At 72.2% G+C, this 14,841-nt stretch carries 11 protein-coding genes; 6 read left to right on the forward strand and 5 right to left on the reverse strand.

The genetic code is table 11. From position 1 onward, the window contains the following. The first annotated feature begins 1 nt into the window (after window position 1). From ACWDRB_RS08740 to ACWDRB_RS08765, 6 genes are all read left to right on the forward strand, one after another. Window positions 2–1,366: an extracellular solute-binding protein gene (locus ACWDRB_RS08740; protein ID WP_449892509.1), complete on the forward strand. Its 1,365-nt coding sequence runs from the start codon at window positions 2–4 to the stop codon at window positions 1,364–1,366. Next, a complete protein-coding gene (locus ACWDRB_RS08745) occupies window positions 1,363–2,259 on the forward strand; it encodes a carbohydrate ABC transporter permease (protein WP_357739964.1) in 897 nt (298 codons plus the stop codon). Before ACWDRB_RS08740 ends, ACWDRB_RS08745 begins: the two co-directional genes overlap by 4 nt. Then, complete coding sequence (locus tag ACWDRB_RS08750) at window positions 2,256–3,056, forward strand: carbohydrate ABC transporter permease (RefSeq protein ID WP_449892510.1); 801 nt, start codon at window positions 2,256–2,258, stop codon at window positions 3,054–3,056. The genes ACWDRB_RS08745 and ACWDRB_RS08750 overlap by 4 nt, the downstream gene beginning before the upstream one ends. 16 nt (window positions 3,057–3,072) lie before the next feature. Continuing rightward, a complete protein-coding gene (locus ACWDRB_RS08755; RefSeq protein ID WP_449892511.1) occupies window positions 3,073–5,739 on the forward strand; it encodes a sugar-binding protein in 2,667 nt (888 codons plus the stop codon). A gap of 69 nt (window positions 5,740–5,808) precedes the next feature. Beyond that, window positions 5,809–6,537, forward strand: coding sequence for a DUF6882 domain-containing protein (locus tag ACWDRB_RS08760; protein WP_449892512.1), 729 nt, complete (start codon window positions 5,809–5,811; stop codon window positions 6,535–6,537). 77 nt (window positions 6,538–6,614) lie between these two features. After that, on the forward strand, window positions 6,615–8,552 hold the full coding sequence (locus ACWDRB_RS08765) for an alpha-glucuronidase (protein WP_449892513.1): 1,938 nt from the start codon (window positions 6,615–6,617) through the stop codon (window positions 8,550–8,552). Here the strand turns inward: ACWDRB_RS08765 and ACWDRB_RS08770 are convergent. The 5 genes from ACWDRB_RS08770 to ACWDRB_RS08790 all read right to left on the reverse strand — a co-directional run bounded on the left by ACWDRB_RS08770 (window position 8,514) and on the right by ACWDRB_RS08790 (window position 14,840). Beyond that, entirely contained in the window at window positions 8,514–11,057 is a 2,544-nt protein-coding gene (locus ACWDRB_RS08770; RefSeq protein ID WP_449892514.1) for a hypothetical protein, read from the reverse strand. The genes ACWDRB_RS08765 and ACWDRB_RS08770 overlap by 39 nt on opposite strands. Window positions 11,058–11,144: 87 nt before the next feature. After that, on the reverse strand, window positions 11,145–11,831 hold the full coding sequence (locus ACWDRB_RS08775; RefSeq protein ID WP_449892515.1) for a hypothetical protein: 687 nt from the start codon (window positions 11,829–11,831) through the stop codon (window positions 11,145–11,147). Beyond that, a complete protein-coding gene (locus ACWDRB_RS08780; protein WP_449892516.1) occupies window positions 11,828–12,808 on the reverse strand; it encodes a GH39 family glycosyl hydrolase in 981 nt (326 codons plus the stop codon). Before ACWDRB_RS08780 ends, ACWDRB_RS08775 begins: the two co-directional genes overlap by 4 nt. Then, on the reverse strand, window positions 12,805–13,203 hold the full coding sequence (locus ACWDRB_RS08785; RefSeq protein WP_449892517.1) for a GH39 family glycosyl hydrolase: 399 nt from the start codon (window positions 13,201–13,203) through the stop codon (window positions 12,805–12,807). Before ACWDRB_RS08785 ends, ACWDRB_RS08780 begins: the two co-directional genes overlap by 4 nt. After that, window positions 13,203–14,840, reverse strand: coding sequence for an ABC transporter substrate-binding protein (locus ACWDRB_RS08790; RefSeq protein WP_449892519.1), 1,638 nt, complete (start codon window positions 14,838–14,840; stop codon window positions 13,203–13,205). Before ACWDRB_RS08790 ends, ACWDRB_RS08785 begins: the two co-directional genes overlap by 1 nt. Window position 14,841 lies beyond the last annotated feature (1 nt).

Below are 14,841 nucleotides of genomic sequence, written 5' to 3' on the forward strand. Positions count from 1 at the left end.
CATGAACCCCCCGCTCCGAGCGCTCGCCGTGCTCGCCGCCAGCGCCCTTGCCATCACGGCGTGCGCCCCCGGATCCTCCGCCCCGCCCGCGGCCACCTCCGCGCAGCCCTCCGCCTCGGCGGTGCGCACCGACGCCGCCGCGCTCGGCAACGTCACCCTGACGATCTGGGACCAGGAGGTACGCGGCGGGCAGGCCGCCCAGATGAAGCAGCTCAACGACGCCTTCCAGGCGAAGTACCCGAACATCAAGATCAACCGGGTGAGCCGCTCCTTCGACGACCTCAACACGACCCTGCGCCTGGCCCTGAGCGGAAACGAGCCGCCCGACATCGTGGAGGCCAACAACGGCCGCTCGTCGATGGGCGCGTTCGTCAAGGCCGGGCAGTTGCGCCCGCTGGACGCCTACGCCGAGGCGTACGGGTGGAAGAAGCGCTACCCGCAGTCGGTGCTGCGCTATTCGAGCTACAGCGCCGACGGCAAGGCCTTCGGCGAGGGCAACCTGTACGGCCTGCCGCAGGTCGGCGAGGTCGTCGGCATCTTCTTCAACAAGGCCAAGCTGACCAAACTCGGCCTGCAGCCGCCCGCGACGTGGGCCGACTTCGACGCCGCGCTGGCCAAGGCCAAGGCCGCCGGCGAGGTGCCGATGCAGCTGGGCAACCTCGACAAGTGGCCGGCCATCCACGTGTTCGGCACGGTGCAGAGCCGCGGCGTGCCCGCCGACCAGATCAGCACGCTGGCCTTCGGCCGCAAGGGCGCCTCGTGGAACACGCCGGAGAACACCAAGGCCGCCGAGGAGCTCGTCGGCTGGGTGGACAAGGGCTACTTCAACAAGGGCTTCAACGGCCAGGGCTACGACCCGGCGTGGCAGGCGTTCGGCAAGGGTGCGGGCGTCTTCCTGATCGGGGGCACCTGGCTGCTGGCCGACGTGCAGAAGGCGCTGGGCAAGGACCTGGGCTTCATGCTGCCGCCGGGCGCCACGGCCGACGCGCCGCCCGTCGCGACCGGCGGGACCGGGCTGCCGTTCGCGATCACGGCCAAGAGCCCCAACCCCGACGCCGCGGCGGCGTACATCGACTTCATCACCAACGCCGACGCGATGAAGGTGCTCACCACCACCGGCAACCTGCCGGTCGCCGACACCGCGCAGCAGAGCGTCCCGGCGGGGCCGCAGCAGGACGTCTTCACCGCGTTCGGCACGGTCACGGCGAAGGACGGGCTGGTGCCGTACCTCGACTACGCCACCCCGACGTTCGCCGACACGCTGGGCGCGGCGCTGCAGGACCTGCTGGCCAAGAAGCAGACCCCGCAGGAGTTCCTGGCCACGTTGGAGAAGGACTACAAGACCTTCGTCGAGAGCAACGGGTGAGCCGACCGATGACCGGGGGCCGGCCTCCGGGAGAGCCTCGCCGCGTCGCCTACCTCTACCTGCTGCCGGCCTTCGCCGTCTACGCGGTGTTCCTGCTCTATCCGATCGGGCGCGCGGTGCAGCTGTCGCTGTACGACTGGGACGGGCTGTCGCTCGGCCGCTGGGTCGGCCTGGACAACTACCTCGCGATCGTCTCCGACGAGGGGCTGCGGGCGGCCTTCGGCCACGCGCTGGTGCTGGTCGTGTTCTACGCGGCCGCGCCGCTGGCCATCGGGCTGGGGCTGGCCGCGATCCTCAACCACGCCAAGGTGCGCGGCCTCGGCTTCTTCCGCACGGTCGTGTTCCTGCCGCAGGTGGTGGCCATGGTCGTGGTGGCCGTGGCCTGGCGGCGGGTCTACGCGCCCGACGGCACGCTCAACACCCTGCTCGGCGCGCTCGGGCTCGACTCGCTGACGCGGGGCTGGCTGGGCGACTACACGTTCGCGCTGCCCGCGGTCGGGGTGGTGGGCACGTGGTTCGAGACCGGGCTGGTGACCGTGCTGCTGCTGGCCGGGATGAGCCGCATCCCCGGCGAGCTGTACGAGGCGGCGCGGCTGGACGGGGCGGGCGCGGTCAGGGAGTTCTTCGCGGTCACGCTGCCGTCGGTGCGCGGGGAGATCGCCGTCGCGCTGACGCTGACCGTGATCGCCGCGCTGCGCACGTTCGACCTGGTGTACGTCACGACGCGCGGCGGGCCGGGCGACTCGACGTCGGTGCCGTCGTACGAGGTCTACCACCGGGCCTTCGGGCTCAGCCAGATCGGCTCGGCCGCGGCCATCGGCGTCACGCTCACCGTGGTCATCTTCGTGATCTCGTTCGGGATCAACCGGTTCGCCGACAGGAGGGTGTCGTGATCTCGCGGGGCGAGCGGGTGGGCAACTACGTGATCCTGTCGGCGTTCGCCGCCTTCGCGCTCTTCCCCATCGTGACGATCCTGGCCGCCGCGCTCGGCCCCGCCGACAGCGGGGAGACCTCCGGGCTGGGCAACTTCGCGGCGGCGTGGGAGATCGGGCGGTTCGGCACGTACCTGCGCACCAGCCTGGCGGTGTCGTCGTTCGTCGTGGTCGTGAGCGTGGTGCTGTCGATCCTGAGCGGGTACGCGTTCGGCACCATGCGCTTCCGCGGCCAGTCGGTGCTGTTCTACCTGTTCATGCTCGGGATCATGATGCCGAGCGAGGCCATCGCGGTGCCGCTCTACTTCGACCTGCGCTCGCTCGGCCTGATCGACACGTTCTGGTCGGTGGCGCTGCCGCAGGTGGCGCTGTCGGTGGCGTTCGGCACGTTCTGGATGCGGGCCTACTTCCGGGCCTCCAACCGGGCCATCGTCGAGGCCGCCCGCATCGACGGCGCCTCGACGTGGCGCATCCTGTGGCAGGTGCTGGTGCCGCCGGCCCGGCCCGCCGTCGTCACGCTGACCGTGCTGGTCTTCATGTGGACGTGGAACGAGTTCCTCATCCCGCTGATCATGGTCACCAGCGAGTCGCTGCGGACCGCGCCGCTGGGGCTGGCCTTCTTCCAGGGCCAGTACACCTCCGGCTTCACCCTGCTGGCCGCCGGGTCCGTCATCGTCGCGACCCCGGTCGTGATCTTCTACTTGTTCCTCCAGCGTCACTTCGTCCGCGGCCTGCTCCAAGGGGCGGTCCGCGAGTAACTGTTCCGGAGGTTCCATGCGTAAACGCCTGTCATTGGTGCTGGCCGCCACGGTCGCGCTCGCCCTCTCACCCGCCGTTCCCTCCGAAGCCTCCACAGCCTCCACCGCCGGCGCCCCCGTGGACCTCGACGCGCTGTTCGTCGGGGCCCACCCCGACGACGAGGCGTTCAGCCTGTCCACGCTCGGCCAGTGGAACGAGGACCACCGCGTACGCACCGGCGTCGTCACCGTCAGCCGCGGCGAGGGCGGCGGCAACGCCGTCGGACCCGAGGAGGGCCCGGCGCTCGGGCTGCTGCGCGAGTCCGAGGAGCGGGCGGCGGTCGGCAAGGCGGGCGTGCGCGAGGTGTTCAACCTCGACGACGTCGACTTCTACTACACGGTGAGCGCGCCGCTGACCGACCAGATCTGGGGCGCGGACACCCTCGAGAAGGTCGTGCGGGTGGTCCGCCAGACCAGGCCCGAGGTCATCCTGACCATGGACCCGGCGCCCTCCCCCGGCAACCACGGCAACCACCAGCAGGCGGCGCGGCTGGCCGTGCAGGCGTTCTACGCGGCGGCCGACCCCAAGGTGTTCCCCGAGCAGATCACCCGCGAGGGGCTCCGCCCGTTCGCGCCGGCCCGGCTGCTGCTCGGCGGCGGGCGCGGCACCTCGCAGACCGGCCCGTCCTGCGCCTCGACCTTCCGCCCGAACAACCCCGCGCAGAACGTGTACGGCGTGTGGAGCGGGCGCCCCTCCCAGGCCCAGGGCAAGACGTGGGCCGCGATCGAGCGCGACGCCCAGCGCGCGTACGCCTCCCAGGGCTGGGCCGTCTTCCCCGACGTGCCGTCGGACCCGAACCAGCTCGGCTGCGACTTCTTCACGCAGGTGGACTCGCGGGTGCCGTTCCCCGAGCCGGGCAGCGCGGCGGCGGTCGCGCCCACGGCGATCCTCGACGGCGCGCTGACCAGGGCGAGCGGGGCGGTCCCGCTGGGCACCCTGTTCGAGCTGCGCGCCGGCACGTTCGACGTGCGGCCCGGCACGCCGTTCACCGTCAAGGTCAGCGCGACCGCGCCGGCCCGCGAGCCGCTGGGCCGCTCGTCGGTGACGCTGGGCGTGCCCGCGGGCTGGCAGGTCAGCGGCTCGGGTGACCTGGGCAGGCTCTCCGCCGGGCGCACCGGGACGGCGACGTTCACCGTGACCCCCGCCGCGGGCACCGGGCGGGCGCGCGTGTCGGCCGCGCTGACCACCGAGCGGGGCCGCGGCTACACCGACCGGCAGGTCGAGATCAGCCCGCCCGTACGGGCCGGGCAGCAGCTCCTCCCCCAGGTCGCCCAGTACGAGAAGTGGACCTCCGAGGTCGGCGTGCCGCAGCTGCGCGGCATCGTCACCCCCGTGCTCACCCTGCCCTCCGGCGGCTCCCGGCAGGTCGGCGTCGTGGTGACCAACGTCAGCGACGCCGCCAAGTCGGGGACCGTGCGCGTGGACCTGCCCGCCGGGTTCACCGCGGACCGCGTGGAGGCGCCCTACAGCGACCTGGCCGCCGGGGCCTCGACGACGGTGCCGTTCACCGTCACGAACTCCGACCCCTCGTTGAAGACGTCCAACCAGGGCGGCGACTACGCGTACACCATCAGCGTGGACGGCGCGGTCGCGAGCAAGCCGGCGCTCGAACTGGTCCCGGCGGCCTCCGTGCCGCAGGCGTCGCCCACCGTGGACGGCGTGGCGGGCGACGGCGAGTATCCCGGGCCCGCCCTCGACATCTCGCGGCTGTGGGAGGGCACGGCCTGCTCGTCCGCGGCCGACTGCTCCGGCACCGCCAAGCTCGCGTGGCACGACGACACCCTCTACCTGCTGGTCCAGGTGCAGGACGACGTGCTCGGCACCCGGCTGGCCGCCGCCGACTGCAAGCGGCACTGGCGTACCGACTCGGTGGAGGTCACGCTCGACCCGCGTGGCACGTCCGAGAACACCTCGACGACCTTCAAGACCGCGGTGCTGCCGGTGACTGCCGAGGGACCGCCGTGCTTCCTGCGCGACGCCGACAACCGCCAGGGCCCGGGCGAGCAGACCGCTCCCGGCATGCGGGTGGCCTCCAAGGTCGCCTCGGGCGGATACACCGTGGAGATGTCGATCCCCCTGGAGCTCCTGCCCGGCTCCATCGATCCCGCCCACCTCGGGCTGAACATCCTCGTGTACGACTCCGACACCCAGGACAAGACTGGCCAGACCCGGATCGGCTGGTCGACGTGGGGCGGCGTGCAGGGCGACCCGTACCGGTGGGGCGTCGCGGCCCTGACCGGCTACCAGCCGCCCGCGGACCGGCCGGTGCCCGACCCGGTGATCCCCGACACGGCCCTGTCCAGCCTGGACTCGCCGCAGTCGCTGGAGCAGGCGGTCCGGGTGCACGTCCCGCTCGCGGGTGGCCCGGCGGCCAAGGAGTCGGAGAGCGGCCAGGCCGTCTCCGCCGCCGCCGGCCAGAAGGAGGTGAAGGTGACGCTGCGGGCGGAGGCGCCCGGTAAGGCCCACCTGTTCGTCCGCGACGACCAGGGGACGGCGGGCAGCCGCGTCGTCACGGTGTCCCGCAAGGGCGTCACGACCGTCACCGTGCCTGTGACCCGCGCCCTGGCCGCCCACCCGGCGGTGGTGGCGGGCTGGGAGGCGCCCGGCGGCGGCACGGCGGCCTCGCAGGTGAAGGTGCGCTGAAGCCGGGCTGCCCGCCCTCCTCCCCGGAGGGCGGGCAGCCCTGTCGGACGCATCCCGTAGTCTGCCGGGATGCCGGAATCCCTCACACTCACGAACCTGCTCGACGACGCGGCCATCCTCTCCCTCGAGCACCAGATCCACCTCGAAGAGGTCCTCGGCGAGCACAGCTGGAGCGTCGACCTGCGGGAGCAGCGCTTCCAGTTCACCGGGAGCCGCACGATCACCTGCACCCGCTTCCACCTGCTCGGCAGCGCCGCCCCAGGGCCGGAGTCGTGGCTGTGGGCCTGGGCCAACCCGTCCGGCTTCCCGGAGCCGGTGACCGCCCTGTCGGGGACGCTGCGGGACTTCGGGCAGCGGTTCGGCATCGCGGAGCTGGCCTCCGCGGAGGTCCCGTTCGCCGCGCTGCCCACCTCCCCCGCCGAGCCGCACTTCGCCGCCGCGATCCTCACCGAGGCCGCCAAGGCGGTGACCGGCCACTGGACGTCCTACAGCGGCGACGCGGGCGGCGGCACCCGGGCCGCGTTCCTCGTCGAGCACCCGGACTTCCAGCTGCCGCCCCCCGAGCCGGTCCGCGTCATGCGCGTCCTGCAGCAGGCGCTCTCCCTGCCGCTGCTGACGGACCACCGGCGCGCGATGCACGGCTACGCCGCCCGCCGCGGGCTCGGCGCGTCCTACGGCGACGCGGGCGGCGACCGGCTCATGCTCACGGGCCCCGGTTTCGAGGCGGCCGTCGACTTCGACGGGCACGGCCGCGTCGGCAACATCAGCGCGACCCTGTCGGCACCCCGCGGCGCCTGAGCAGCGCCACCCCTGATCGCTCGCGGCGGGTGCCGTTTCGATAGATTCATCCCTCGGTGACCGACCGAAGGAGCCTCGTGACCATTCCCGAACTGACCGACGTCCACGCGGCGTGGCTGCCGCCCGAGGCGTTCCGGGCGATCGGTTCCCGCCGTACCCTCGTGCGGGCCGACGGGCCGCTCGCCGAGACCGTGCGGGCGGAGGTCACGCGGGCCCGCGCCCGGTACGGCGACGGCGCGGAGGGCCCGTACGACCTGGTGCTGGGCCTGGACGCGGCCGAGGGCGCGGACGGGTACGCGATCGCGCGGCGGGACGGCGTCACGACCGTGACCGGCGGCGATGAGGCCGGCATGCTGTACGGGTTCTTCCACGTCGTGCGGCTCGGCGAGGCCGCGTTCGGGGCCGACAGGGAGACGGAGCACCACCGGCCCGCGATGCGCCGGCGCATGCTCGACCACTGGGACAACATCGACGTGCACCCGGTGATGGGCCAGGTCGAGCGCGGTTACGCGGGCGGCTCGATCTTCTGGGACAAGGGGGCGCCGCGCCCGGATCTGACGCGGGTGCGCGCCTACGGGCGGCTGCTGGCCGCCTCCGGCGTCAACGCGGTCGCGATCAACAACGTGAACGTGCACGCCACCGAGGCCCACCTGCTGACCGACCGGCTCGGCGAGGTGGCCGCGATCGCGGCCGAGCTGCGCCCGTACGGGATCCGCGTGCACCTGTCGGTCAACTTCGCCTCCCCGATCGCGCTCGGCGGCCTGCCCACCGCCGACCCGCTCGACGAGGGGGTGCGGGCGTGGTGGGCGCGGACCACCGAGCAGGTGTACGCGACGATCCCCGATTTCGGCGGGTACGTGGTGAAGGCCGACTCGGAGGGCCAGCCGGGCCCGTTCGCGTACGGGCGCACCCACGCCGACGGCGCCAACATGCTCGCCGAGGCCCTGGCCCCCTTCGGCGGGGTCGTGCACTGGCGGGCCTTCGTCTACAACCACCGCCAGGACTGGCGCGACCGCTCGACCGACCGCGCCCGCGCCTCCTACGACCACTTCGCCCCGCTCGACGGCCGGTTCCTGGACAATGCGATCCTGCAGGTCAAGCACGGCCCCATGGACTTCCAGACACGCGAGCCGGTCTCCCCGGTGATCCTGGAGATGCGGGGGACCCGCCTGGCGGTGGAGCTGCAGGTGACGCAGGAGTACACCGGCCAGCAGCGGCACGTCTGCTACCTGGCCCCCATGTGGAGCGAGATCCTCGCGTTCGAGAACGTCGCCGAGGCGGGCGACCTGGTCGCGGTCTCCAACGCGGGCGACGACCGCTACTGGACCGGTCACCCGCTCGCGCAGGCCAACCTGTACGCGTTCGGCCGCCTCGCCTGGGACCCGGGCCTCGACCCGGCCGCCGTCCTCGACGAGTGGATCGACCTCACCTTCGCGTGGCCCGGCGAGTCGCTGCGGCGCACCCTGCACGCCATGATGGACGGGTCGTGGCGCACGTACGAGCGCTACACCGCGCCGCTCGGCGTCGGCTTCATGGTGCGCCCCGGCCATCACTACGGCCCGGACGTGGACGGCTACGAGTACACGCCGTGGGGCACGTACCACTTCGCCGACCGTGACGGCGTGGGCGTGGACCGCACGCGCGCCACCGGCACCGGCTTCACCGGCCAGTACCCGCAGCCGTGGTCGGACGTCTACGAGTCGCTGGAGCGCTGCCCCGACGAGCTGCTGCTGTTCTTCCACCACGTCCCGTACGGGCACGTGCTGCACAGCGGCTCGACGGTCATCCAGCACATCTACGACACGCACTTCGCGGGGGCGGAGGAGGCGGCCGAGACGCGGCTGCACTGGGAGAAGCTGGCCGACACCGGCGCGGTCGACCCGGACCTGTACGCCCGGGTCAAGGAGCGGCTCGACGAGCAGGTCCGCTGCGCCGAGGAGTGGCGCGACCAGATCAACGCCTATTTCTTCCGCAAGTCAGGCGTCCCCGACGCGCGCGGCAGGCGCATCCCCTAGGGAGCGCCCGGCGAACGACCGCGCGACGGCGATCACAGCCGCCACCAGCACGGGCAGGGCGACGATCGCGGGCCACGGCACGTCCGGCACGACGTCGGGCGTGACGGGCCCGCCCTGCCAGGCACGCACGAGCCGGGGCATCAGGACATAGCAGAGCCCCAGCCCCAGCAAGGCGCCCGCGGCGGCGTGCCACAGGGCCGCCCAACGGCCCGCGGCGGCGGCGCGGAGCAGGAGGCCGGACGCGGCCACCAGCCCCAGCGCGATCGCTCCGCCCAGCAGAACGGGCGATGGGACCGCCAGATCCGGCGAGCCGATCACTGTGACGTCCCACCGGGATCCGGCCACCGCCGCGCGGGCCGCGTTCCCGTCGCCGTCCACGGCGAGCCACCAGTCGGTGGCGGGCAACGGCGGCCGTGCCGCGGCCAGGTTCCAGGCCTGCAAGGTCTGCCAGTCCATGAGGACGGCGGCGGAGTCGAGAGCGACGCCGGGCATGCGCTCGACGACACCGGCGAGCTCGACCTGGAGCGGTCGCCGTCCGAGCGAGATGGAGCCGGTCCGGCCCGTGGCGAGCTTCGCCGAGGCGGCCAGCTCGGGGGTGAGCACGATCGGCACCGGCCGGGCGGGGGCGGCGCTCAGCGGTACGGGCCGCACGACGGAGGCACCGTCCTTCACCTTCAGCGAGAAGATGCCGCCTCCCGTCCCTTCCGACCATCGCTGACCCGCAGGCAGGGCCAGTTCCCCGCCGTCGGCGCGCAGCGCGGTCACGGTGATCACGTGCGCGGAGTCGTCGGTGGCGTCGCCCAGGAAACCCCGGACGGCAAGCGGGTAGGCGATCTTCCCGTCCGGGCCGGCCAGGCCGGCGAGGTCCACGTCCACCTTCGCGGAGCCTTCGCGCAGTGGCGCGACCGGCAGGTCGTGCCAGACTCCGAGGGCGTCGGAGACCACCACGCGCAGCCGCACGGAGCCGTCGGGCCGCTCGACCTCGACGGTGAGCGTGCGCGGCTGACCGGGCAGCGGCAGGGCGCCGAGCTGGGGACGGCCGGCGACCATCGCGGCCGCCAGCTGCGCAACCGTCCGGTCCGACAGATCGGGCCGCAGCCGGAACACCTCGCCGAGGCGGTTCGCGTCGACGCCGAGGAGGGTGCTGTAGCGGAGGTCGACATCGACGCGATCGCGGTGTCCGGGCACCGCGGCGGTGACACCGGGCAGCGCGGTGAAGGCGGTGCCACGGCCGAGGACGCCCGGCTCGCCTCCCGCCGGCGGGCCGGTCAGCCGCACGTCGGCACCGGCCTGGTGACGGGCCTGGTCCGCCTGCGAGGAGCGCCAGGTCGTGGCGCCACCGAGCGCGAGAACGGCGACCGCGGCGGCGATCCCCGCGGAGAGCGCCCGTATCCCCGGCCTCGGTGCCTCGGCGACCAGGCACGCCACCGCGACCAGCGCCATCGGGATCGCCACCAGGAGTGTTCCCGACAGGTCCGGCAGCCGTAGTCCCGCGGCCCGCCACCACGGCGTGGCCTCCGCCAGGGACAGCAGCAGGCGGGCCACGAAGGGGGCCAGGAACGCGCAGCCCATGACCACCGCCGCCGTGCCCAGGACCCGGCCGGTCCGCCTGGGCCCGGGCGTGAGGAGCAGCGCCAGGGCCAGGAGCGCCGCCAGCCCCAGGACGGTCCAGCGGGCCGCCTGCGCGGCGGCCTCGATCCGGGCCAGTGTGCCGGGGAGAGCACTGGCGGGCGTGCAGTCGGGGCAGCCGTTCGCCTTGAGCCGTTCCCGCAGGTCCGGCAGCCGGGCGGCCGCCGTACGCAGCCGCTCGACCGGCATGCCGCGCAGGTCGGGCACGACGGTCCAGGTGGCGTCGACCGTTTCGGCGAAGCGGTCGAGGAAGGTGGCCTGATCCACCATGAGCGGGCCGTAGGTGGTGTATCCCTCCCTCTCGACGCCACGGCCGAGCATCAGGTCGCCGGCCCAGCGCGGCCCGTAGGGGTCGTCGGGCACGAACACCCCGGTGATCTTGACCTTTACCGGCTCGGCATCGATACGGCCGATCGTGGTGAACACCTGTCCGGCCGTGAAGCCGGTGAACGAGGCGGCGGCCTGGGAGATCGCCGCCTCGACCGGCTCGGTGCGCGACCGGGGCCAGGACCCGCTGACCAGTCTCGCGTGCTGCTGGAATCCGTCGAGACTGCCGAACCTGAGCCGCTCCGGCCGCCGGTACCTCAGCTTCTCCTGGCCCGGCATCGTGTAGCCGTCCGAGCGGAGCAAGGTGGTCACTTCGGTAGGCGCACCGCCGAAGGCCAGGGCCGTCTGTTCCCGTACGGCCCGGTCGAACCCGGCGAAGTTCCCGGCGTTGATCACGCCGGCGACCGTGACGCCGACGGCCTGAGGCGGAGCCGTCTCCACGGCATGCCGCACTTCCGCGTCGCCCAGAGCCGCGGCACACATGCCGAGCCCGGCGAACACGGTGGCGACCAGCAGGCTCACCACGCCCAGCCTCAGCACTGACGGCATGCCCCGCCACCTTCCGCAGCTCTCATCTCCCGGTGATCACCGGGAGATCATGCTGAGGATAGTGGCTCGATCCGCGCCCGCGACTCCTCAGGCGGTGAAGCGCTCGCGGACCTCGGCGATCACCGGGCGGCTGTTCCACAGCAGGGCCGCGGCGAACGCCGAGGCCAGCAGGGCGGGCGCCAGCTCGGTGGCGACCATCGTGATGCCGCCCGCCACGATCAGCAGCGACGCGTTGCCGAGGGCGGCCTTCGGGTGGCGCATGAGGAAGTACGACGCCAGCCGCGCCACGTCCACCGCCCGGAACGCGAACAGCGACGTGATCACCAGCGCGTTGGCGGCCCACAGCAGCGCCGCCAGCGCGACGAGCACGAGCAGCACCGCCCACCACCCCGGGACGCCGGCGACGGCGAAGTTCGCCAGGTTCGTCCCGACGACGGCCAGCGCGACGAGCCACGGCACCCAGATCTTCAGCACGCCGCGCACGTTGGCCTGGTAACCGCGCCAGAACGCCGCCGCCGGACGCAGGTCCGTCATGTCCCGGCTGCGATGGCGCAGCGCGTAGAGGGCTGCGGACAGCGCGGGGCCGAGCGGCAGCGCGCAGGCCGCCACCAGCGGCACGTTGGCGGCGTCGCCGCCGAGCAGGGTCAGCGCGATCAGGCCGGGCGCGGTCGCGACGAGGAACAGGCCCTCGACCACCAGCAGGCTGTAGATCAGCGTGGCGGCGCGCGAGAGCGGGCCCTCGCCGAACCGCCGCCCCGCCGACACCTCGCTCATGGGCTCTCCTCTCCCAGGCCGAGCAGCCGCCTGTCGTCCCACCACGCCGGCGTCCGGTCCACCACCGGTGTGAGCTCGACCAGCGTAACCTCGTGGCGGTCGAGCCGGAGATCCAGGTCCACGCGACCGTCCGCGACGGGCAGGCTCCGGTGGGAGCGCACAGGCTCGGCCGCCTCCCGCAGCGCGTCGAGCTCCCTGGGCCGGGGCGAGCGCGGGCGGCCCAGCTCGCGCCACGCCGCCCACGCGTTGCCCTTCTCCTCGCTCACCGACGAGCGCAGCTCGAACGCCGAGGCGGCCTCCCCGATGGGGATCGACAGCCGCAAGGCGTGCCCGTCCACTGGGGTTGCGCCGGTCACGTCCGCCGGGGCCCAGGCCAGCACGGTGACCCGGCCGTCGCCGTCCCGGGTGACCAGGTGGTCCTCCCCGCGCGCCAGGACCTGGTCACCCATCCGGGCCATGAACGCGTACAGGTGGTAGGTGGGCTTCTTGATCTGCCGGTGGGTCAGCAGGCCGAAACCGCCGTGGAAGAGCGAGGTCGGGATCCCCTGCTCCTCGAACATGTCGCTGAAGGTCCAGTAGGAGAAGGAGTCGACCAGGTCTCCCCCGGCCGCCAGCACCGGGGCGAGGTAGGCGGCGTGGAAGGCCGTGTCGTGGACGGGGTTGTCGGGCCGGTAGGAGGAGTTGAACTCCGTGATGTGCACCGGCAGCCCCTCCAGCGAGCCGCCCGTGAGCTGCCGCCGCGGCGTGGCGAACTGCTCCAGCAGCTTCGACGCCGGCGCGAGCGTCTGGTGCACGCCGAACGGCACGTGCTGGGCCGGGCCGGAGGTGTACGCGTGCCGGCTGACGAAGTCGATGGGCAGCGAATGCTCGGCCACGAAGTCGGCGAAGCGCACGAGGAACTCGTCGGAGCCGGGCGAGATGGCCGGGCCGCCGACCTGGAGCGAGGCGTCCACCTCCTTGACCGCGTGCGCGCTCACCGCACCGGCTCCGCCCACTCCCGCCAGGAGCGGGGCGGAGTGACGTTGCCCTGCCACCAGAACACGGTCTGGTCGCCGGGGGCCAGCCCGGAGGGCATGAACCCCAGCTCCACGAAAGGGCGGATGCCGAGTTCGAGGTAGGCGTCGATCACCTGGTCCACGTACGTGAACGAGTGGCGCACGTGCCGCGCGCCCGCGTACTCGTACGGCTGGTGGACGCCCACCCCGTCGCTCAGCAGCCCGTGCCCCCGGATGTGCCGGAAGCCGATCTCCCGCTGGATCAGCGCCGGCGAGTCCTGGTAGTCGCGGCGCAGCGCCAGCTCGAAGCGGCCGGTGCCGACACAGAACCGCCAGGCGTCGGACAGCCGCCCCCAGGCCTCCGAGGGCACTCGCATCAGCCGTGGTCCTTCTTGAAGCGCTCGTAGGCGGAGTTGACGAGGTTCATGTAGGAGGTCATGTTCTTGGCCTCCAGCTCCTTGACGTAGGCGTCCCACTCGCTCAGGTCACGCTCGCCGAGGACGAACTTGAGCGTCTGCTGGGTGACGTAGTCCTTCAGCGGCGTCTCCCACAGCGTGGCCTGCTCGCGCTCCTCGTCGTTGAACGGGTGCGGCGGCTCGACCGGCCAGTCCTTCCTGGCGTTCATCACGTCCTGGAAGGCCACCTCCTCCTCGGAGAAGGTGGAGTTCAGCAGCTTGGTGGTGCCGCCGTAGGCGAACACGCCGTTGGAGAAGCCGAAGTCCTTCTGCAGGTGCTTGGGCGCGCCGGGGTTGAGGCCGACGAAGTCGATGTCCTTGGCGATCTTGTAGTCGCCCGAGGCGTCCTTGGTGTACGTCGTGCCCTCGACGCCCCACTTGGCGAACTCCTCGCCCTGGTCGGAGTACCAGAGCCAGTCGACGAACTGCATCATGGCGACGAAGTTCTTGTTCTCCAGCGCCTTCTTGGAGATCATGATGCCGTTCTCGAGCCGAGTGTCGATCTTGTACTCGCCGACCGGGCCCACGGGCACCGGGATCTTGGCGACCTTGGCGCCGGGGACGAGCTTGCTCAGCGTCGGGCGGTAGTCGTTGACGATCGACTGCGCGTTCGCGCTGATCACGAACGACTTGCCGGAGTTGAACTTCTGCTTGGCCTGCTCGTCCTGCTGGGTGAAGCTCTCCGGGTCGAGCAGCTTCTCCTTCACCAGCTTGTTCAGGTACTCCAGCATCTGCTTGTACTGCGGCATCGCGCCGGTGTAGACGAACTTGCCGGCCGTGGCGTCGAAGGTCGCGTGCTGGTACTGCCAGCCGCCCTTGGCGCCGTAGGCCTGGGCGACGAGCTTGAACAGGTTGCCGCCGGGCGTGGGGACGCCGAACCGGTCGGTCATCGGGTAGAGGTCGGGGTATTCCTTCTTCAGCGCCTTGAGCAGGGTGTAGAGATCATCCCAGGTCTTCGGGACCTCCAGCTTGTGCTTCTCGAGGATGTCGGTCCGCACGGCCAGGGAGTAGTCGATCCAGATCTCCTCGTGGAGGCCGGGCAGCAGGTAGATGCGGCCGTCGGCCTGGCGCAGCGTGTCCAGCTCCGGCTCCATCTTCCACTTGGCGACCTTGTCCTTGAAGTTGGGCATCAGGTCGAAGTAGTCGCTGACCGGCAGGATGGCGCCGGAGGAGACGAACGCCTCCTCGGCCGGGTGGTAGGTCTTCGGGATGATGAGCGGGGCCTGGCCGGAGCCCACCAGCAGGCCGCGCTTCTTCTCGTAGTCGCTGAGCGGCACCTCCACCGGCTTGATCGTCACGTTGGTCCGCTTGGTCAGCTCCTGCCAGAACAGCCAGTCGCTCTTGTCCGGGTAGAACGGGTGGTTGTTGTAGAGCGCGTCGAACGAGACCGGCTCGGTGGCCTTGAACTGCTGGTTGACTCCGTAGTTGGCCATCGCGCCCGCCTTGTTCGCGGACACGTCGGCGGCCTTCTTCGGAGCCTCGTCCTCGCCGCAGCCGGCGACGGCAAGAGTGAGCGCACCCAGCCCGAGGAGTGCCTGACGGCGGGAGATGTGCTGCATG

This window comes from Nonomuraea sp. NPDC003707 (genome assembly GCF_053587055.1).